Source organism: Streptomyces sp. WAC04114 (assembly GCF_019733245.1).
Taxonomy (GTDB): Bacteria; Actinomycetota; Actinomycetes; order Streptomycetales; family Streptomycetaceae; genus Streptomyces; species Streptomyces massasporeus_A.
Map to the genome: position 1 here is coordinate 59,636 of NZ_JAIGQA010000013.1, position 19,012 is coordinate 78,647.

Below are 19,012 nucleotides of genomic sequence, written 5' to 3' on the forward strand. Positions count from 1 at the left end.
GACTTCAGCCACTCAAGACCGTACGCAGCCGGTCAGGCTCGGTCGTCGGGGCGTCGCACGTGAAGTTACGGCAGACGTACGCGGCCGGTTCACCGCCGACCAGCGGACGGTCCGCGAGCAGCGGGAACTCCTCGCTCCCCGGAACGCCCGCGGCGACCACCGCACCGGGCGCGGTGCCCAGAAGTGCCGTGCGGTGCAGGGCCCTTGTGCCCTCGTCGTCCAGGGCCGGACCCACGACCGCGACCTCGCGCGGACCGTCCAGCACGGCCTCGGCCGCGGCCAGCCCCCAGCCGATGAAGCGGGGCACCCGCGGTCCCAGCGCCTTCACGACCCCCAACGCCCGCTCGGCGGCGGTGCGGTGAGGGTCGGAGCCGGTGTGCGCGGCATAGCTCAGCAGGGCGTTCGCGGCCGCCGTCCAGCCTGACGGGGCCGCGTTGTCGGTCGGGTCCTGCGGGCGGCGGATCAGCCGCTCCGCGTCGGCCGCGGTGTCGTACAGCGAGCCCGACTCGGGGTCCGTGAAGCGGGCCAGGACGTGGTCGAGCAGGAACCCGGCGAACTCCAGCCAGACACCCTCCCCGGTGACGGACGCGAGCGCGAGGAAGCCCTCCGCCACATCCGCGTAGTCCTCCAGGACACCGGCGTTGGCGCCGGCGTGGCCGTCCTTGCTGGTGCGGGTGAGCCGGGCCTGCTCGTCCAGGTGCAGCCGGACCAGGAGGTCGGCCGCGGCGACGGCGGCCTCGACCAGGTCGGGCCGGTCGAAGTAGGCGCCGGTCTCGGCGAGCGCGGCGATCGCGAGGCCGTTCCAGGCGGCGACGACCTTGTCGTCCCGGCCGGGCGCGGGCCGCTCGGACCGCGCCGCGAGCAGCCGCTGACGGATCGAGGCGGCCTTCTCCGCGTCCAGCAGACCGTCCCGCACCGGAAGTTGCAGAACGGACGCGCCCTCCTCGAACGTGCCCTCCTCGGTGACACCGAAGTGCCGGGCCGCGAGCTCGGCGTCCTGCTCGCCGAGCACCTCGCGCAGCTGCTCGGGCGTCCACACGTAGTACGCGCCCTCGACGTGCCTGCCCGTCCCGTCGTCGCTGTCGGCGTCCAGCGCGGAAGCGAACCCGCCCTCGTTCGTGCGCAGTTCGCGCACCATGAAGTCGGCGGTCTCCAGGGCGACGCGCCGCGCGAGCTCCGAGCCGGTGGAGCGCCAGAGGTGGGCGTACACCCGGCACAGCAGGGCGTTGTCGTACAGCATCTTCTCGAAGTGCGGCACGACCCAGTCGCGGTCGACGGAGTAGCGGGCGAAACCGCCCCCGAGCTGGTCGTACATCCCGCCCCGGGCCATCCGCTCGCAGGTGTCCTGCGCCATCTGCAGAGCGCCCTCGGCGCCGGTGCGGGCGTGGTGGCGCAGCAGGAACTCCAGCACCATGGACGGCGGGAACTTCGGCGCCCCGCCGAAACCGCCGCGCTGCGGGTCGTACTCCCGCGTCAGCCCGAGCAGGGCCTGCGCGAGCTCCTCCTCACCGGGGATCTGCGCGTCGCCGTAGGAGATCTCCCGCCCGGCCAGATCCCGGACGATCTTCCCGGCGACCTCGGCCACCTCCTCCCGCCGCTCGTCCCACGCCTGGTGCACGCCCTGGAGCACCTGCCGGAACGACGGCATGCCCTGGCGGGGACCGGGCGGGAAGTACGTGCCGAAGTAGAACGGCTCGGCGTCGGGGGTGAGGAACACAGTCATGGGCCAGCCGCCCTGCCCGGTCGCCGCCTGCACGGCCTCCATGTAGACGGCGTCGACATCGGGGCGCTCCTCGCGGTCCACCTTCACGCTCACGTAGTGCGCGTTGAGGTACTCGGCGGTCTGCTCGTCCTCGAAGGACTCGTGCGCCATGACGTGGCACCAGTGACAGCTGCTGTATCCGACGCTGAGCAGGACGGGCACGTTCCGCTTGCGGGCCTCCTCGAAGGCCTCGGACGACCAGGGCCACCAGTCGACGGGGTTGTCGGCGTGCTGAAGGAGGTACGGGGACGTCTCGTGCGCCAGTCGGTTCGGCATGGTGTCCATCCTGCCGCAGTACCCGGCGCCTCACGCGTCAGGCGTCGCGCGGGCGCCGCACCCGCCGGCACGGGCGCCGGGCGCGCGGCACGCCAACCCGCCCCGGTCTTCACACAATCGGGCCGGGCACGCCCCCTCGCCCCGGTGCGCCGTCCACAGCACACTTGACCAAGGAAACGACCGAGGGAACGACCGCAACGGGTGGGACAGCGCCGTTGCCGCCGGAGGGGGACCTGACATGCGGGACAGTCATCGGGTGGAGGCCGAGCGGCTGTTGGCGCGGGCCGTCGAGGAGGAGGTGCGCCGCTCGGGCGGGCGCAGCGACGGGAAAGTGCTGCTCGCGCGGGCGCGCGGCGGGCTCGACACCATGGCGCAGAGCGCGCGCGAGGAGTACGAGGCCTACACGCGCGCCCTGGACGAGGCGGCGGCCGGGCAGCTGACCTTCGGGCAGCGTTACGCCCGGGAGGGTGCCGGAACACCGCTGCTGGTGGCCGGCGTGGCGGCGGTCGCGGCCGTGGTCGCCGACATGGCGCTGGGCACGGGGACCGGGACCGCTCTCGGGGCGGGTGTGACGGTGGGTGTCGTGGGGGCCGCGGCGACGGTGGTGAAAGTGGTCGGGTCGCACGTGCCGGCCGCGAGCCGTCGCGCCGGGGCCGTGAGCCAGCCCGGCGGGCCCGAACAGCTGCGGCTCCAGTGGCTGACGGCGCTGGAGGTGCGGGGCATCCGGCCCTTCCTGGACCAGCAGCGGGTGCTCGCGGCCTCGACCGGGCCGAAGAAGACGGCGCCACGGCTGCGGGGCGCGGACAAGAGCGCGGCGGCGCGCGGGCGCAATGTGCTGGAGCAGTCCTTCGCGCAGCTCCCGGGCCCGGCGGAGCCGTTCGCCGGGCGGCGGCACGAGCTGGCGCAGATCCGGCAATGGGTGCAGTCGGCCCGGGCGAGCACGGAGACGCAGCCGACCGTGGTCGTGCTGCACGGCACGGCCGGGAGCGGCCGTACGACACTCGCGGTGCACGCCACGCACGATCTGAAGGACTACTTCCGCGGTGCCTGCGTCGTCGACCTGCGCGCCGACGGGCCGGGCGAGTCCCCGCTGTCCACCCGCGACGCCCTGCTGCATCTGCTGAACCGGCTCGGCGCGCCCCGCGAGCAGCTGCTGTTCCGCGAGCGCTCCTCCCCCGACCAGCAGGTCAAACGGCTGAGCGAGCTGTACCACCAGCATCTGACGGGCCTGCCGGTCACGGTCGTCCTCGACGACGCCTCGGACGCGGAGCAGATCCGCGCCCTGGTCCCGGAGCGCTCCGACAGCCTGGTGCTGGTGACCGCGCGGGGCCCGCTGGAGCTGGAGGGCCTGCCCGCGCGGGTGCACCAGCTGCCGGTGGCGCCGCTGGACGCCGCGGGTGCGGAGGAGCTGCTGGGCGCGGCGGCGCAGGATCGTTCCGGGCCGTACGACGCGGAGTCCGCGGACCGGGTCCGGGAGCTGTGCGGCGGGCTGCCGCTGGCGCTGCGCATCGCCGGCTCGTGCCTCGGCCCGCGCTCACCTCGCGCCCTGGCCACCGACCTCGAGGCCTACGGCCCGGTCGAGCCGGTGGAGCGCGCCCTGTGGCTGCGCTACACCGACCAGCCGGAGACCGTACGGCGGCTGCTGCGCCGGCTGGCCCTGGCCGGGCGGGCCTCGCTCGGGGCCGCCGCGGCCGCCGCGCTGCTGGCCACGGACGAGGCGGAGGCCAAACGCCATCTGGAGGTCCTGACCCGGGCCGGTCTGATCGACCACGTCCGGGGCGACCGCTACCGGCTGCACGACCTGGTCCGCTCCTTCGCCCAGGCCCGCCTCCTCGACGAGGAGGATCCGGCCGAGCGGACGGCGGCGCAGGAGCGGCTGATCGTGAACTACGCCGAGCTGGCCGACTCGGTGCTGCGGATGGTCGACGGCAACATGTCCACCCGCACCAACCGCTTCAGCCCGTACGGCTTCACCTCCCTCGACGAGGCGCTGCGCTGGCTGGACGACGAGTCGAGCTTCATCACGGCGGCGCTGCGGCACGCCGAGGGCGTGGACCAGGCGGCGGTGCTGAACCTGCTGGGCGCGCTGTGCGACTACTGCCTGCTGCGCGGCGACCTCTACCGCCTGGGCGAGATCAGCGAGTTGGCGCAGGCGGTGGACGAGGGCCTGCTGGTCCGCTCGGTGCAGTGGCGCACCGGTATCGCGGCGCGGCAGCTGGGCGAACTCGACAAGGCCCGCACCACCCTCGCCTCGGTCGTCGACCTCTACCGGGAGGCCCACCACGACGCGGGTGCCGCCCGCGCGCTGTGCTCCCTGGGCATCACCCTGCACCACCAGGGCAATCTGACGGAGGCGTCGGCGAAGCTCCGCGAGGCCCTCGCCCTGCAGTCCTCGCCCGAGCTGGCCACGGACCGGGCGTGGACGATGCACGCCCTGGCGGCGGTGGAGCGGGACCGGGCCCGGGTGACGGAGGCGCTGGACCTGCTCACCGAGTCGCTGGTGCTGCACCGGGCGGGCGAGTCCGTGCACGGCCAGGCGTGGGCGCACTTCCAGCTCGGCCAGCTGGGCCTGCGCATGGGCGACGTGCCGCGGGCCGAGTCTGAGCTGCGGGCGGCCCTGGAGCTGTACGGCCGCACCCGTGACGCCCGGGGTGAGGCCTGGGCCCTGACACAGCTGGCCCGGGCGCTGCTGGTCGCGGGGGACACCTCCCCGGCGGTGGAGGAGCTGCGCGGGGCGGCAGCCCGGCACCGCGACAACGAGGACGCGCGCGGTGAGGCCTGGACGCTGTACTACCTGGGCCAGGCCCTGGAGGAGACGGGCGATCTCGATCAGGCCGTCCGCGAGCTGGAGCGCGCCCGCACGATGTTCTCCCGCATGCGGGACGTCTACGGTCTGGCCTGCGCCCGCCACCACTCGGCCCGCGTCACCCGCGACCAGCGGGCGGCCCAGACCGGCTCCCTGCGCAATTCGGGCTTCGCCCGTCAGCTGCTGGTCGACGCCCGGGCCGACTTCCAGCGCATCGGCGTCGCCCACGGCGAGGCCTGGACGTGCCTGGAGCTGGCGGTCGTGGACGCGGGCAACGCCCGCACCCAGCAGGCCCTGACCCTGTGCGACGAGGCGGTCCGGCTGTTCGCCTCCTACGGCGACCGCCGGGGCGAGGACTGGGCCCGCTTCCTGCGCTGCACGCTCCTGCCCTACGCGGCCCCCGGCGGCATGGAGGTGGGTACGGCGGTGGCACAGGAGGAACTGGCCCAGCTGTCCCGCGCGACCCACGACCTGCGCGACCGGAAACTGGACGACTACCTCGACGCGTACCAGCTCCTCCTGGAACGGGGCGTCACCCTGGAGGCGGGCTGGCAGGCCTGGCGCCTGGGCATGGTCCCGAACCGGCACGCACGCGAGGTGATGGGGGTGGCGGTGGAGTCGAAGGCGTAGACCCGGGGGCGGGCGGCCGTCCCGATCGGCGGCACGCCGCGCCATGGCCGGGCGCCGTCGGGCGGCGTCGGCGAGGGATTCGCCGGGCCCCGGGCGCTTCACGCTACGGGCGACACATGGGCGGCGCTCCTCGGTGCGCGCGGCGATGGGCGTGCCTCTGGACCGGAAAGCGAAAGCCCCGGACGGGCGGGCCCTCGGCGGACGCGTCGACGAGGGGGCCCGCCCCGGTACTCCCGAGGGTGCTCCGCGCGAGGGCGAGCAGCTCCCGCGCTGCTTCTGCGCGAGGCGCCCCGCCGGCGGGCACTCCTCGACAAGTGCGAGGCGACGGGTGGAGTCGAAGGCGTGGCCCCCTCGGAGCGCGGGACACCCCCTCCGGCGACGCTCCCCGGGGACACACCAGACCGTCGACGCGCTCCGCAGTGCGCTCCACGCACCCGTCGGCGGCGGCCGGTGCCGGCCACCGACGGGTGGTGCCCCCCGGGGGGACGTCAGCCTTGCTTCTTGGCGCCCTGGCCGGAGGACTCGGCTTCCGCGGCGTCCGCCTTCGCGTCCGTGTTCGCGTCCGCGTCCGCCGGGGACCCCTCCGGCTGGTCGGCCTTCGGGTCCGGGACCTGGGTGAAGTCGACCCGGTTCATGTGCCGGCTCATGGACTTCATCAGGGCCCACACCGCCAGGGCCATCGCCGCGAAGACGATGAAGCCGAGGACGCCGGGGGTGACCTTGTCCTCGTCGACCTCCTTGGCGAAGGAGACGAGGTGCGTCATTGCCAGGCTTGCGCTTGCGCTCATGTCAGGCATTGTCCCGGATGCCCGCGAAGAGGTCGTCCTCGGGGAGGGAGGTATCGACGAGGGCCTTCGCCAGCTCGTACTCCTCCGTCGGCCAGACCTCCTTCTGGATCTCCATGGGCACCTTGAACCAGCCGCCGTCCGGGTCGATCTGCGTGGCGTGGGCGATCAGCGCCTTGTCACGGATCTCGTAGAACTCGGCGCAGGGGATGTGCGTGGTCAGCGTCCGCTGCTTCATGCCGAACTCCTCCCATCGCTTGAGCCAGTCCCCGTAGGGGGACTCCAGGCCGCGGTCGAGCATCGCCTGGTGCAGGGCCTCGGTGCGCGGGCGGTTGAAGCCCTGGTTGTAGTAGAGCTTCTGCGGCTGGTAGGCGGGACCGTACTCCGCCTCCGGGTACTTCTCGGTGTCCGCGGCCGACTCGAACGCCACCATGGAGATCTTGTGGGTCATGATGTGGTCGGGGTGCGGGTAGCCGCCGTTCTCGTCATAGGTGGTGATCACCTGCGGACGGAAGGCACGGATCTTGCGCACCAGCTCACCGGCCGCGTGATCCACGTCCTCCAGGGCGAAGCAGCCCTCCGGCAGCGGCGGCAGCGGGTCGCCCTCGGGCAGGCCCGAGTCGACGAAGCCCAGCCATTCCTGCTTCACGCCCAGAATCTCCCGGGCCTCGTCCATCTCCTTCTTGCGTACCTCGTGGATGTGCTCCTCGATGTACGCGTCGCCCTGCAGCTTCGGGTTGAGGATGGAGCCGCGTTCCCCGCCCGTGCAGGTCACGACCAGCACGTCCACCCCCTCGGACACGTACTTCGCCATGGTCGCCGCGCCCTTGCTCGACTCGTCGTCGGGGTGGGCGTGAACGGCCATCAGTCGCAACTGGTCAGTCAAGACTCAATCCTCAGTAAGTCGGCGCCCTGTGTGCGTCGGCGCAATCAGCGGCTTCTATAGTGACCGAATCGGGGGGCGAATAATTCCGGGGCCCGGTCCCGGAGCCCCTTCCGGGACCCTCGTCCCGGCCCTGCCAGGAGGACGATCATGAGCACGGCGAGCACGCGACCGCCCGAGGGCCGATACGGCCGCTCCTCGGACGAGCGCGCCGACCGCACGCTCAAGGTCGTGGGCACCGTCCTCGCGGTGGCGCTGCTGGGGCTCGTCGGCTGGTTCGGCTACCACTACGTCGCCAAGAACGAGATCAGCGCCGAGGTGATCAGCTTCGAGCCGGGCAAGGAGTCCGTGCGGGTGCATCTGGAGGTCCGCAAGGACGCCGGCACCGACGGCTACTGCACCGTGCGCTCGCAGGCCGAGAACGGGGCCGAGGTGGGCCGGGCCGACTTCCGTTTCGACGGGGACGGGACCCGCATCGACAAGGTCGTCACGCTCCGCACGACCTCCCCGGGGACGACGGCCGAGCTGCTGGGCTGCCACACCGGCTGACAACAACCGGGCATCACCTGGAATACGTAGTGCGTGACCTGCATTGACGTAAATCTGGTGGCTTATGTCCTCCCCCTTGGGCCCCCGAATTGTTAGGCTCGTGGTTTCGCCCTTCCGTGAAGGAACATTCTTCTGGGTAGGGCGATGCTTTGTATTCCCAGTACCTACGAGGAGCACCTGTGACCCAGACCAGCGAGAACGTCACCTGGCTGACCCAGGAGGCGTACAACAAGCTCAAGGCTGAGCTTGAGCACCTTACTGGTCCCGCGCGGGCGGAGATCTCCGCGAAGATCGCCGCGGCGCGCGAAGAGGGCGACCTGCGTGAGAACGGCGGGTACCACGCGGCCAAGGAGGAGCAGGGCAAGCAGGAGCTCCGTGTGCGCCAGCTCACCCAGCTCCTCGAGAACGCCAAGGTCGGCGAGGCTCCCGCGGCGGACGGCGCGGTGGCGCCCGGCATGGTCGTCACGATCGCATTCGACGGCGACGAGGACGACACGCTGACGTTCCTGCTCGCGTCCCGTGAGTACGCGAGCTCCGACATCGAGACCTACTCGCCGCAGTCCCCGCTGGGCACCGGCGTGATCGGCCACAAGGTCGGCGAGGACGCGGAGTACGAGCTGCCGAACGGCAAGAAGGCCCTGGTGAAGATCCTCAAGGCCGAGCCGTACGAGGGCTGACCCGCCCTTTCCGAACCCTGGTCTGCCCCCGGTGCCGCAGCGGCGCCGGGGGCATGATCATGCCGTCGCCGAGCGGTACTTGCGCACCGCCAGGGTCCGGAAGACCACCAGGATCAGGATCGAGTAGATCAGCGAGGCCCAGACGGGGTGCTGCATGGGCCAGGCGTTGCCTCTTCCTCCGCGAGGGCGGAACCGGTCAGCCTTCCGCCGCCCGGTACTTCCGCACGGCAAGAGTCCGGAAGATCGCAACAATCAAAGCGGACCAGATCAGGGACGCCCAGACCGGATGTTGCATGGGCCAGGCGTCGGACTGGACCACCCCCGGGTTGCCGAACAGTTCGCGGCACGCCTGCACCGTCGCACTGAACGGGTTCCACTCCGCGATGTGCCGCAGCCAGGGCGTCATCTGGCTGGAGTCGACGAAGGCGTTCGAGATGAACGTCACCGGGAACAGCCAGATGATCCCACCCGAAGTTGCCGCCTCCGGGGTCCGGACCGCGAGCCCGATCAGGGCCCCGATCCACGTGAAGGCGTAGCCGAGGAGGAGGAGCAGTCCGAAGGCTCCCAGGACTCGGCCTGCATTGGTCGGCTCGGCTGAGCCAGTGCGCCATCCGACGATCAGCGCGACGATCGCCAGGACAGTCAGCGTGATGCAGGTCTGCACGAGGTCCGCAACGGTCCGACCCGTCAGCACCGCGCCGCGGGCCATCGGTAGGGAGCGGAAGCGGTCGACGAGCCCTTTCTGCATGTCGTCCGCGATGCCAGCGGCCGATCCCGCGGTCGCGAAGGTCACCGTCTGGGCGAAGATGCCGGCCATCAGGAAGTTCTTGTAGACGTCCGGATCGGTGGACCCCCCGATGCTCATCGAGCCGCCGAAGACGTACGTGAACAGGACCACAAACATTACTGGCTGAATGACCCCAAAAAGGACCATCTCAGGAATCCTGGTCATACGAATCAGGTTCCTGCGGGCGATGACCAGCGAGTCGGCAACCATGCTCATGCGGGACACCCCTTCGTTGCACTCGGGTGCTGACCTCGAATGCTCGACGCAGTGAAGCGTGAAGACCGGCTGACCGGGTTCGCGGTGGGCGCGACCCGCACGGGGTCGGTGGCGGCGCTCACTGGGCGGCCTCCTTGTCGTTCTCCTGGTCCTTGATCTCGGCCACGTGTCCCGTCACGGACAGGAAGACGTCGTCGAGGGTGGGCCTGCGCAGGCCGATGTCGTCGATCTCTATGCCCCGGGCGTCCAGTTCCCGGATGACCTCGGCGAGGAGTTTGGCGCCGCCGGTGACGGGGGCGGTGAGCTTGCGCATGTGCTCCTCGACCGTGGTCTCGCCCTTGCCGAAGCCGGCGAGGACCTCGGCGGCGGGCTGGATGTGCTCGCGCTCGTGCACCACGACCTCGACGCGCTCGCCCCCGGTGCGGGCCTTGAGCTGGTCGGAGGTGCCCTTGGCGATGACCTTGCCGTGGTCGACCACCGCGATGTCGTGGGCCAGGTGGTCGGCCTCCTCCAGGTACTGCGTGGTGAGCAGCAGCGTGGTGCCGCCGGAGACCAGTTGCTTGATGACTTCCCACAGCTGCTGGCGGTTTCGGGGGTCGAGGCCGGTCGTCGGCTCGTCCATGAACATCACGGGCGGCGAGACGACCAGGGCCGCCGCGAGGTCGAGGCGCCGGCGCATGCCGCCCGAGTAGGTCTTGGTGGGGCGGTCGGCGGCGTCCGCGAGGTGGAACTGCTCCAGCAGTTCGGCCGCGCGCTCCTTCGCCGCCTTGGCGCGCATCTGGTACAGCTGGCCGACCATCTGGAGGTTCTCCCGGCCGGTCAGGTATTCGTCGACGGCCGCGAACTGGCCGGACAGCCCGATGGAGCGGCGGACCGCGTCGGGCTGCTTGAGCACGTCGATGCCCGCGACGACCGCCCGCCCGCTGTCGGGTCGCAGCAGGGTGGTCAGGCAGCGGACGGTGGTGGTCTTGCCCGCGCCGTTCGGCCCGAGCAGGCCGAGGACCGTACCCTCGGGCACGTCGAGGTCGACGCCGTCCAAGGCCTTTACGTCACCGAAGGTCTTGACGAGACCTTCGGCGTAGATGGCGCCTGGCATATGAGTCTCCACGTCTTCGGGGATGACCGGACAGACGTCCGGTGAGGCTTCTCACCGACACACCATAACGCGATGTATCGCGTCTTACAATGAGTTTTTCCTCGTTGCTCTCCGTGAGACGAAAGGATCTTGGGCCGCTGCGGCGCCGGGCCGGCCGAGGTCCGTGCGGTCAGCCGATGACCGTGTAGCCCGCCTCGCGCAGCGCCTGACCCACCTCGGCGCAGTGTGCCGGGCCCTTCGTCTCCAGGTGCAGCTCGACCTCCGCCTCCGTGAGCCCGAGCCGCGGGTCGGTTCGGACGTGGCTCACGTCGAGGACGTTAGCGTCGACCACTGACAACACGCCCAGAAGAGTGGCAAGGGCACCGGGCCGGTCCGTCAGCCGCAGCCGGACCGCCAGGTAGCGGCCCTGCGCGGCCATGCCGTGCCGCAGCACCCGCTCCATCAGCACCGGATCGACGTTGCCGCCGGACAGCACCGCCACGACCGGCCCCTCGAAGGCGCCGGGCGCGCTCAGCAGCGCCGCGACCGGGCTCGCCCCGGCCGGCTCGACGACCAGCTTGGCCCGCTCCAGACACAGCAGCAGCGCCGCGGACAGCTCGTCCTCGCTGACCGTGCGCACCTCGTCGACCAGCTCGCCGACGATCCCGAACGGCACGTCACCGGGCCGCCCGACCTTGATGCCGTCGGCCATCGTCGCCGGGTTCTCGACCGACACCGGCCGGCCCGCCGCCAGCGAGGGCGGGTAGGCCGCCGCGCCCGCCGCCTGCACGCCCACCACCCGCACGTCCGGCCGCAGCGCCTTCACCGCCACGGCGATCCCGGCGGCCAGCCCGCCCCCGCCGATGCCGACGAGGATGGTGCGCACCTCGGGGCACTGCTCCAGGATCTCCAGACCCACCGTGCCCTGGCCCGCGATGATGTCGGGGTGGTCGAAGGGGTGGATGAACACCGCGCCCGTCTCGGCCGCGTACTCCTGCGCTGCGGCCAGCGTCTCGTCGACCACCTGGCCGTGCAGCCGCACCTCGGCCCCGTAGTCCCGGGTGGCGCTGACCTTCGGCAGCGGGGCGCCCTTCGGCATGAACACCGTGGAGTGCACGCCGAGCAGGGCGGACGCGAGGGCGACGCCCTGCGCGTGGTTGCCGGCGCTGGCGGCGACCACACCGGCGGCGCGCTCCTCCGGCAGCAGACCGGCGATCCGGACGTACGCGCCGCGCAGCTTGAACGAGCCCGTCCGCTGGAGGTTCTCGCACTTGAGATGCACCGGCGCACCGGCCGTCTGGGACAGGTGCCTGCTGCCTTCCATCGCGGTCACCCGCGCCACACCCGAGAGCATCTTCTGCGCGCCGCGCACGTCGTCGAGGGTGACGGGCCGAAAGGAGTCAGCCGTGCTGTAGCTCATGACTCCAGCATCGCAGTTCACAGGCGGGAACGACCGTTGTGACCAACCTCCGAGACCCGCTTTGCGCAGCGCCGGTACGGCCCGCCTTCCGGCCGCGTACCCTGTCCCCCAATCTGCCAGCCCTCCACGAAGTGAGCCCCCGGCCATGCCCACAACACCTGAAATGTCGATGGACATGACGACCGTCGGTGACACCGGTCTTCTCGACACGCTGCAGCACGAGGTGGCGCTGTTCGCCCGCCGTGCCGAACAGACCCGGCTCGGCGGAGTCGGGCAGGTGCGCAACTCCATGGACCGCGCCGCGTACCTGCTGCTCAACCGCCTCGACAAAGAAGGCCCGATGGGCGTCAAGGCGCTCGCCGCGAGCATGGGGATCGACTCCTCGACGGTCACCCGGCAGGTGGCTCCCCTCGTCGACACCGGCCTGGTCAAGCGCACCTCCCACCCCGAGGACGGGCGCGCGGTGGTGCTCCAGCTGTCCCCGCGCGGGCAGGCCCGCCTGGAGGAAGTGCGCTCCTCCCGGCGCCAGTTGATGGCCGAGCTGACCCACGACTGGGAGCCCGACGAGCGCGAGGCGTTCTGCGACCTCCTCACGCGCTTCAACACCGCGCTGTCCTCCCGGATGGCGGCACAGGGGGTGCCCGGGCCGGAGGCCCAGCCGGAGGCCTGACCGCCGTACCGGCCGCCGGAGTCCTGACCGCCGTACCGCACAGGGCGCGGAATCCGGTGCCACGGCCCGGGCTCCACGCGTGCGTGGCGCCGCACCAGCCGTGCGCGGCTCTTGACCTCGGGGCCGTACCTGGCCTGATATGAGACCGGGCCCCCGTCGCGCGCGGCCGGGTGCCCGCATCCTCAGGGTCGCCGTCAGGCGGGAGGCGCGGTGCTGGAGCGGCATGCGTCCCGGGCCACCCGTCGCGCCCGGGAGTTCGAGGCGTTCGTCGCGGGCGCGGCCGGGCGGCTGCTGCACGCCGCCACGCTGCTCACCGCCGAGGCCCCCGACGACAACCCCCGCGCACGGCGCCTGCTGACGCTGTCGCTGGCGCACACCTACGCGAGCTGGGACCGGCTGCACGGCGAGGATCCCTACGACCGCACCCGCCAGTACCTGGCCACCCGCTTCGCGCGCGGCACGTGGCACCACTACGGCGCGCTCGGCCGCTCCCGGCCGCATCCCGCGAGCCCCCTGGCCCCGCTCACCCCCCAGGAACGGCTGATCCTGGTCCTCAGGCTCTACGAGGGCGTCGCCGAGGAGCAGACGGCGGCCCTGCTGGGCCTGTCCCCCGAACGCGTACGGGCGATCGGCCACCGAGCGACATCGGTTCTGCTGCACGGGTCGCGGGGCCCGGCGTCCGCGGTGACGGCCGCGAAGGCGGTGCGGTCATGAGCCCGGGCGGCGTTCGGAGCGCGGCATGAGCGGCAACGACCGCGAGGCGACCGTACGGCGGCTCCTGGAGCAGGCGCCGCGGCCCGTGCCGCCCGAGATCCACACCGAGGCGGTGCGCCGCGGCGGGCGGATGCTGCGGCGCCGGACGCTCGCCCGCCGTGTGATGTGGCTGCTGCTGCTCGCGGCGGCCGTGGCGTTCACCGTGTGGGCGCTGACCGCCCGCCCCTGGGTGGTGCCGCCGTCCGACACGACTCCACCCCTGACCGGCTGGTGACCCCGCGGAGGAGCCGGTCTGGCTAGCCGAGCGCCTGCTGCAGGTCCTCCAGCAGGTCCTCGGCGTTCTCGATGCCGACGGACAGCCGCACCAGGTCGGCCGGGACCTCCAGGGCCGAACCGGCCACGGAGGCGTGCGTCATGCGGCCCGGGTGCTCGATCAGCGACTCGACGCCGCCCAGGGACTCGCCCAGCGTGAAGATCTTCGCCCGGTTGCACACCTCGACGGCCGCTTCCTCGCCGCCCGCGACGCGGAAGGAGATCATGCCGCCGAACGACTTCATCTGCTTCGCGGCGACCTCGTGACCGGGGTGCTCCGGCAGGCCCGGGTACAGCACGCTCGTCACGCGCGCGTGCCGCGTGAGCATGTCGGCGACCTTCACGGCGTTCTCGCTGTGCCGGTCCATGCGCACGGAGAGGGTCTTGGTGCCGCGCAGTACCAGCCAGGAGTCGAAGGGCCCGGCGACCGCGCCCATCGCGTTCTGGTGGAAGGCCAGTTCCTCGCCGAGGCCGGCGTCGGCGGTGACCAGGGCGCCGCCGACGACGTCGGAGTGACCGCCCATGTACTTGGTCAGCGAGTGCACGACGACGTCCGCGCCCAGCGACAGCGGCTGCTGCAGGTAGGGCGTGGCGAAGGTGTTGTCGACGACGAGGCGGGCGCCCGCGTCCCGGGCGACCTGGGCGACCGCGGCGATGTCGGTGATGCCGAGCAGCGGGTTGGAGGGGGTCTCCACCCAGACGACCTTGGTCTTCGGGGTGAGGGCGGCCCGCACGGAGGCCGGGTCGCTCGTGTCGGCGACCGACCACTCCACGCCCCAGCGGGCGACGACCTTGGCGAACAGACGGAACGTGCCGCCGTACGCGTCGTTCGGGATGACCACGTGGTCCCCGGGGCCGAGCAGCGTACGCAGCAGGCAGTCCTCGGCCGCCAGCCCGGACGCGAACGCGAGCCCGCGGCGGCCGCCCTCGAGGGCGGCGAGGTTCTCCTCCAGCGCGGTCCTGGTGGGATTGGCGCTGCGGCTGTACTCGTAGCCGCCGCGCAGGCCGCCGACGCCGTCCTGCTTGTAGGTCGAGACCTGGTAGATCGGCGGGACGACCGCGCCCGTCAGGGGGTCGGCGGTGTTGCCCGCGTGGATCGCGAGCGTCTCGAAGTGCTGACTGATGTGCCTGTCGCTCATGAGCACCGAGGGTAGTGCGCATACGCGACGCGTGCCGGGGGACGGGGCGCGCCGGGTTTTTCCACAGGTCGAGGGAGGGCGCGGGCCAGGGTTTTCCACAGGTTCCGGGAGCAGGTTGGCCAATTGTCGGCGCGGTCTGGTTCGCTTGTTGCATGGAGATTCTGTGGGTCCTGATCGCGCTGGTCATGCTGGGCTTCGTGCTGCTCCCCTTCCTGCGGCGCAGGCGCGGTGGTGCGATAGGGCTGGTCTCGCCCGACCACCCGGACGCGGCGGACCCGGCGAACTACGGCTTCGTCCGCGAGGAGGAGCTCGACATCCGCATGCCGGGCCCCGACCAGGACCTGCTGGACGTCCTGGACGTGGTGCAGCGCACCCAGGACCACCGTGCCGCGCAGCAGCTCCTGGCGGGCACGGAGACCGAGGGCGAGCGGCGCTGGCAGCGCGTGCAGGCCTTCGCGGGCGCGGCCTCGCTGGAGCTCTCGCGGCGGCCCGGCGGGGTGAGCGAGGCGCCGGGCGGGCAGTGGCTGCGCGTGTGGCGGGCCGAGGCGCCGAAGGACGCGGGCGGTGCGGCGGTGCACGCCGAGTTCCTGGTGCAGCAGGCCTGGCGGACGGCGACGCCGGGGACGGACGAATTCCGGATCATCATGGAGGAGGCGCGGACGGCGTGCGGCGAGGCGGCGCTGCTCGCCCCCGGTGACCCGATCCCGTACATCGTCGAGCTGTCGGTGGCCCGCGGGCTCGGCTACTCCCAGAAGGACTTCGAGCAGGTCTGGCTGAAGATCCTGGACCGCGCCCCGGCCCACATGGGGGCGCATCTGGCCGCGCTGCACTACTGGTGCGAGAAGTGGCACGGCTCCCGGGCCGAGGCGTACGCGTTCGCCGAGGCCGCCGCGGCCCGTGCGCCCCGGGGCTCCCTCCTCTCGGCGATGCCCCTCTTCGCGGTGTTCGAGCACCTCCCCGAGGTGACCCTCGTGGCGAGCTTCTGGCAGAGCGAGGTCGTCACGAAGGCGGTGCACGGCGCGCTGCACGCGGTGCACTCGGCCCGCGCCGACGACCCGATGCTGGCGCATGTGCGGCACCTGCTGGTCTTCTTCCTGGTCCGGAGTGAGCGCTGGTCGGAGGCCATGAACCAGCTGATCCACATCGACGGTCACGTGGGCGCCCTGCCCTGGACCCTGTCGGCCGACCCGGCCGCGGAGTTCGCGGTGTACCGGGCGCTGGCGGTGGCGGGCTACGAGGCGAACGGCGGCAGCCCGGCCACCCTGCCGCACTGAGCCCCGAGGAGGACCCGGAACGCCCCCGCCCGCCCGGACCCCGCCGGAATTCCGGGCGGTCACGGGGCGTTGAGCAGTGCGTCGCCCCGATTGGAGACCGCATGTTCCTGCACAACCGTACGCCCCAGCTGCCGACCGCCGAGCAGGCGCTGCCCGGGCGCCCGGAGCCGGCGTTCACGGTCCCCGACCGCCACACCGTCCTCGGCACCCCGCTGCTCGGCCCGTACCCCGAGGGCCTGGAGACCGCCGACTTCGGCCTGGGCTGCTTCTGGGGCGCCGAGCGCAAGTTCTGGCAGCTCCCGGCCGGTGTGTGGACGACCCTCGTCGGCTACCAGGGCGGCCACACCGAGAACCCCACGTACGAGGAGGTCTGCTCGGGCCTGACCGGCCACACCGAGGTCGTACGCGTGGTCTTCGACCCGGAGCAGATCTCGTACGAGCGCCTGTTGAAGACGTTCTGGGAGTCGCACGACCCCACGCAGGGCTTCCGCCAGGGCAACGACGTGGGCACGCAGTACCGCTCGGCGATCTACACCCACACCCCCGCCCAGGAGGCCACTGCCAAGTCCTCCCGCGAGGCCTACCAGAAGGTCCTGACGTCCTCCGGCTACGGCACCGTCACCACGGAGATCGTCACCACCGAGGGCCGCCCCTTCTACCCGGCGGAGGGCTACCACCAGCAGTACCTGGACAAGAACCCCGCGGGCTACTGCGGCATCGGCGGGACGGGAGTGTCCTGCCCGGTCGGTCTGGGGAGGGCCGGTGGCTGATCCTGAGAGCTTCGGCGGGGGCTGGATCTTCGAGGAGGGGCTGCGGCCCTTCTGCGAGACCGTCGCGGAGTTCTCGGGCTACAAGTTCGACGACTTGGACTGGCAGGCCGTCGGCAACGCCCTGGCCGACACCGACGTCGAGAAGCCCGACGGCTGGTACGACTACCCGCTGTCGGGCAGGGTGCCGCTGACGCTGCTGGTCGCGGACGACCCCGGCTCGTCCGTGGTCTTCGTGCGGATCACGGGGGACCCCGACGACCGCACACGGGCACAGATCGAAGCGGCGCTGCACATCTTCAGCATGTACACCGTGCGCTGACGGGCCGTTCCCGAGGTACGGGGCTGCTGCGGGCGCCCGGTCAGCCCGTAGGGTGCCCTGCGTGACTGCGCCCCTGAATTCCGACAGGTCCCGTGCCGCGCTGCGGATTTCCGCGCGGGTTTCCGCCGAGTTGCTGCTGGTGTTCGCCATGTCCGCCGTGGCGTTGTGGTTGCTGGGCCGGATGTGGTCGGTGGTGTGGCCGCTGGTGGTCGGGCTGCTGCTGACCACGCTGACCTGGCCCGCCGCCCGGTTCCTGCGCCGGCGCGGGTGGCCGCCGGCGCTGGCCGCGTCGGTCGTGACCGTGCTGTTCCTGCTGGTCGCCGTGGGTGTGGTGGCGCTGATCGCCGTGCCGGTGGCGTCCCAGTCGGGGGAGCTGACGGACGGTGTCGTGGAGGGCATCCAGCGGTTGCGCGAGTGGGCCGCCGGGCCGCCGCTGAACATCGGGGACGCGCAGATCAACAAGGCCTTCGACAGCGCGGTCTCGCGCGCCCAGGAAGGTGTCGGCAGCATGGTGGGCGCTGTCGTCACGGGCGTGAGCACCGTGGTGAACGGCGTCGTCACCGCCGTCCTCGCGCTCTTCCTGATGTTCTTCTTCCTCAAGGACGGCCCGCGGTTCCTGCCGTGGCTGTCCCGTCAGCTGCCCGGCCGGCTCGCCACCGACGTCCCGGCCGTGTTCGACCGCGGCTGGGCCACCCTGGGTGCCTTCGTGCGGTCCCAGGCGGCCGTCGGTCTGCTCGACGCCGTCCTGATCGGCCTGGGCCTGTGGATCCTGGGTGTCCCGCTGGTGCTGCCGCTGGCGGTGCTGACCTTCGTCTCGGCGTTCGTGCCGATCATCGGCGCGCTGTTCGCCGGCTTCGTCGCGGTGCTCATCGCGCTCGTGTCCAACGGGCTGACGGACGCGCTGATCGTGCTGGCCATCATCGTCGTGGTGCAGCAGCTCGAGGGCAACGTCTTCCAGCCCATGATCCAGAGCCGCGGGCTCGGCCTGCACGCGGCCGTGGTGCTGCTCGCGGTGACCCTGGGCGGCAGCCTGGCCGGCATCGTGGGCAGCCTGCTCGCCGTGCCCATCGCGGCGCTGATCGCGGTGGTCTGGAACTACGTGCGTGAGCAGCTCGTCGATCCGGCGGGCGAGGCGGGCACCGGCGAACAGAGGCCCGGGGGGCCGGGGGCCGACGAGCCGGACGCCGGAGCCGCCGTCCCGGCGTAGTGGCACCGGCGCGGGGCGCGCGGGCGGCCTCCGCCGCGCGAACGGCCCCGCCCGGGTCGCGGGGCTCCTCCTCGCTTGCGAGTCTGCAGGTGGAGAGGAGAGCCGCCACATGATCCCTGTCACCGCGTCACCCGTGCGTCTTGAGGCGTCCGTCGATCCCCGCCTGTCCCGGTGGATGTGGCTGGTGAAGTGGCTGCTCGCCATCCCGCACTACATCGTGCTGGTGTTCCTGTGGATCGGGTTCGTCGTCGTGACCGTGATCGCCTTCTTCGCGATCCTGTTCACCGCCCGCTACCCGCGGCCCCTCTTCGACTACAGCGTCGGCGTGCTGCGCTGGAACTGGCGCGTCAGCTACTACGCGCACACCGCCCTCGGCACCGACCGGTACCCGCCGTTCACCCTCGCCGACGTGCCCGACTACCCGGCGCGCTTCGACGTGGTCTACCCCGAGCGGCTGTCCCGCGGGCTGGTCCTGGTGAAGTGGTGGCTGCTGGCGATCCCGCAGTACATCGTCGTCGCGATGTTCGTGGGGGGCGACTGGGGCAGCGGGGACGAGTGGCGGGGCGGCGGGCTGATGCCGTTCCTCTCCCTGGTGGCCGTCGTCATCCTGCTCTTCACGGCCCGCTACCCGCGGCACCTCTTCGACTTCCTGATCGGTCTCGCCCGCTGGGCGGCCCGGGTGTCGGCGTACGCCGCGCTGCTGACGGACCAGTACCCGCCGTTCCGGCTCGACCAGGGCGG

The 19,012-nt window shown here is 72.0% G+C and carries 18 protein-coding genes and 1 pseudogene; 11 read left to right on the plus strand and 8 right to left on the minus strand.

What is annotated here, in order from left to right:
• Nucleotides 1-4: 4 nt before the first annotated feature.
• Nucleotides 5-2,038 carry a thioredoxin domain-containing protein gene (locus K4G64_RS06480; protein ID WP_221755050.1) on the minus strand — a complete coding sequence of 678 codons (2,034 nt, stop codon included), beginning with the start codon at nucleotides 2,036-2,038 and terminating at the stop codon, nucleotides 5-7.
• Nucleotides 2,039-2,276: 238 nt separating this feature from the next.
• Here K4G64_RS06480 and K4G64_RS06485 point away from each other — a divergent pair, with 238 nt between their 5' ends.
• The gene (locus tag K4G64_RS06485; RefSeq protein ID WP_221755051.1) at nucleotides 2,277-5,474 is read left to right on the plus strand and encodes an ATP-binding protein; all 3,198 of its coding nucleotides are present in this window, start codon (nucleotides 2,277-2,279) and stop codon (nucleotides 5,472-5,474) included.
• A 488-nt stretch (nucleotides 5,475-5,962) separates the two neighbouring features.
• Here the strand turns inward: K4G64_RS06485 and K4G64_RS06490 are convergent, their stop codons facing one another.
• On the minus strand, nucleotides 5,963-6,271 hold the full coding sequence (locus K4G64_RS06490) for a hypothetical protein (protein ID WP_221755052.1): 309 nt from the start codon (nucleotides 6,269-6,271) through the stop codon (nucleotides 5,963-5,965).
• Nucleotides 6,264-7,145 (minus strand): mycothiol conjugate amidase Mca, encoded by an 882-nt coding sequence (mca, locus tag K4G64_RS06495; protein ID WP_033311300.1) that lies wholly within the window; start codon nucleotides 7,143-7,145, stop codon nucleotides 6,264-6,266. The genes K4G64_RS06490 and mca overlap by 8 nt, the downstream gene beginning before the upstream one ends.
• Nucleotides 7,146-7,292: 147 nt before the next feature.
• Between mca and K4G64_RS06500 the strand changes: the two genes are divergently transcribed.
• Both K4G64_RS06500 and greA read left to right on the plus strand, forming a co-directional pair.
• Complete coding sequence (locus tag K4G64_RS06500) at nucleotides 7,293-7,691, plus strand: DUF4307 domain-containing protein (RefSeq protein ID WP_221755053.1); 399 nt, start codon at nucleotides 7,293-7,295, stop codon at nucleotides 7,689-7,691.
• Nucleotides 7,692-7,870: 179 nt separating this feature from the next.
• Nucleotides 7,871-8,368, plus strand: coding sequence for a transcription elongation factor GreA (gene greA, locus K4G64_RS06505; RefSeq protein ID WP_031104770.1), 498 nt, complete (start codon nucleotides 7,871-7,873; stop codon nucleotides 8,366-8,368).
• Nucleotides 8,369-8,425: 57 nt separating this feature from the next.
• Here greA and K4G64_RS06510 read toward each other — a convergent pair.
• The 4 genes and pseudogenes from K4G64_RS06510 to ilvA form a co-directional block, all read right to left on the minus strand.
• Nucleotides 8,426-8,533 (minus strand): annotated as a pseudogene (locus K4G64_RS06510) (ABC transporter permease); the annotation flags it as partial.
• Nucleotides 8,534-8,564: 31 nt separating this feature from the next.
• A complete protein-coding gene (locus tag K4G64_RS06515; RefSeq protein WP_221755054.1) occupies nucleotides 8,565-9,371 on the minus strand; it encodes an ABC transporter permease in 807 nt (268 codons plus the stop codon).
• 118 nt (nucleotides 9,372-9,489) lie between these two features.
• Nucleotides 9,490-10,467, minus strand: coding sequence for an ATP-binding cassette domain-containing protein (locus tag K4G64_RS06520; protein WP_221755055.1), 978 nt, complete (start codon nucleotides 10,465-10,467; stop codon nucleotides 9,490-9,492).
• A gap of 169 nt (nucleotides 10,468-10,636) precedes the next feature.
• Entirely contained in the window at nucleotides 10,637-11,866 is a 1,230-nt protein-coding gene (ilvA, locus tag K4G64_RS06525; RefSeq protein WP_221755056.1) for a threonine ammonia-lyase, read from the minus strand.
• Nucleotides 11,867-12,029: 163 nt separating this feature from the next.
• On the opposite strand from ilvA, the gene K4G64_RS06530 reads away from it, so the two are divergent.
• From K4G64_RS06530 to K4G64_RS06540, 3 genes are all read left to right on the plus strand, one after another.
• A complete protein-coding gene (locus K4G64_RS06530) occupies nucleotides 12,030-12,536 on the plus strand; it encodes a MarR family winged helix-turn-helix transcriptional regulator (protein ID WP_221755057.1) in 507 nt (168 codons plus the stop codon).
• A gap of 210 nt (nucleotides 12,537-12,746) precedes the next feature.
• Nucleotides 12,747-13,250 (plus strand): sigma factor-like helix-turn-helix DNA-binding protein, encoded by a 504-nt coding sequence (locus tag K4G64_RS06535; protein WP_221755058.1) that lies wholly within the window; start codon nucleotides 12,747-12,749, stop codon nucleotides 13,248-13,250.
• 25 nt (nucleotides 13,251-13,275) lie between these two features.
• Nucleotides 13,276-13,524, plus strand: a complete 249-nt coding sequence (locus K4G64_RS06540; RefSeq protein WP_221755059.1) for a hypothetical protein — start codon at nucleotides 13,276-13,278, stop codon at nucleotides 13,522-13,524.
• A 22-nt stretch (nucleotides 13,525-13,546) separates the two neighbouring features.
• Here the strand turns inward: K4G64_RS06540 and K4G64_RS06545 are convergent, their stop codons facing one another.
• Entirely contained in the window at nucleotides 13,547-14,701 is a 1,155-nt protein-coding gene (locus K4G64_RS06545) for a cystathionine gamma-synthase (protein WP_190902290.1), read from the minus strand.
• 152 nt (nucleotides 14,702-14,853) lie between these two features.
• Between K4G64_RS06545 and K4G64_RS06550 the strand changes: the two genes are divergently transcribed.
• The 5 genes from K4G64_RS06550 to K4G64_RS06570 all read left to right on the plus strand — a co-directional run.
• Nucleotides 14,854-15,975, plus strand: coding sequence for a hypothetical protein (locus K4G64_RS06550; protein ID WP_221755060.1), 1,122 nt, complete (start codon nucleotides 14,854-14,856; stop codon nucleotides 15,973-15,975).
• Between the two features lie 101 nt (nucleotides 15,976-16,076).
• Nucleotides 16,077-16,745 (plus strand): peptide-methionine (S)-S-oxide reductase MsrA, encoded by a 669-nt coding sequence (gene msrA / locus K4G64_RS06555; RefSeq protein WP_221755061.1) that lies wholly within the window; start codon nucleotides 16,077-16,079, stop codon nucleotides 16,743-16,745.
• The gene (locus K4G64_RS06560; RefSeq protein WP_221755062.1) at nucleotides 16,738-17,064 is read left to right on the plus strand and encodes a hypothetical protein; all 327 of its coding nucleotides are present in this window, start codon (nucleotides 16,738-16,740) and stop codon (nucleotides 17,062-17,064) included. Before msrA ends, K4G64_RS06560 begins: the two co-directional genes overlap by 8 nt.
• Before the next feature lie 61 nt (nucleotides 17,065-17,125).
• The gene (locus K4G64_RS06565) at nucleotides 17,126-18,271 is read left to right on the plus strand and encodes an AI-2E family transporter (protein WP_308122260.1); all 1,146 of its coding nucleotides are present in this window, start codon (nucleotides 17,126-17,128) and stop codon (nucleotides 18,269-18,271) included.
• Between the two features lie 109 nt (nucleotides 18,272-18,380).
• The coding region (locus K4G64_RS06570; protein WP_221755063.1) for a DUF4389 domain-containing protein at nucleotides 18,381-19,012 on the plus strand (632 nt) is incomplete at its 3' end.

Excerpts from the sequence above, each read along its gene's own strand:
- K4G64_RS06480 (WP_221755050.1), bottom strand. The coding sequence starts at position 2,038 with ATGCCGAACCGACTGGCGCACGAGACGTCCCCGTACCTCCTTCAGCAC.
- K4G64_RS06485 (WP_221755051.1), top strand. The coding sequence starts at position 2,277 with ATGCGGGACAGTCATCGGGTGGAGGCCGAGCGGCTGTTGGCGCGGGCC.
- K4G64_RS06490 (WP_221755052.1), bottom strand. The coding sequence starts at position 6,271 with ATGCCTGACATGAGCGCAAGCGCAAGCCTGGCAATGACGCACCTCGTC.
- K4G64_RS06500 (WP_221755053.1), top strand. The coding sequence starts at position 7,293 with ATGAGCACGGCGAGCACGCGACCGCCCGAGGGCCGATACGGCCGCTCC.
- K4G64_RS06515 (WP_221755054.1), bottom strand. The coding sequence starts at position 9,371 with ATGAGCATGGTTGCCGACTCGCTGGTCATCGCCCGCAGGAACCTGATT.
- K4G64_RS06520 (WP_221755055.1), bottom strand. The coding sequence starts at position 10,467 with ATGCCAGGCGCCATCTACGCCGAAGGTCTCGTCAAGACCTTCGGTGAC.
- ilvA (WP_221755056.1), bottom strand. The coding sequence starts at position 11,866 with ATGAGCTACAGCACGGCTGACTCCTTTCGGCCCGTCACCCTCGACGAC.
- K4G64_RS06530 (WP_221755057.1), top strand. The coding sequence starts at position 12,030 with ATGTCGATGGACATGACGACCGTCGGTGACACCGGTCTTCTCGACACG.
- K4G64_RS06540 (WP_221755059.1), top strand. The coding sequence starts at position 13,276 with ATGAGCGGCAACGACCGCGAGGCGACCGTACGGCGGCTCCTGGAGCAG.
- K4G64_RS06545 (WP_190902290.1), bottom strand. The coding sequence starts at position 14,701 with ATGAGCGACAGGCACATCAGTCAGCACTTCGAGACGCTCGCGATCCAC.
- K4G64_RS06550 (WP_221755060.1), top strand. The coding sequence starts at position 14,854 with ATGGAGATTCTGTGGGTCCTGATCGCGCTGGTCATGCTGGGCTTCGTG.
- msrA (WP_221755061.1), top strand. The coding sequence starts at position 16,077 with ATGTTCCTGCACAACCGTACGCCCCAGCTGCCGACCGCCGAGCAGGCG.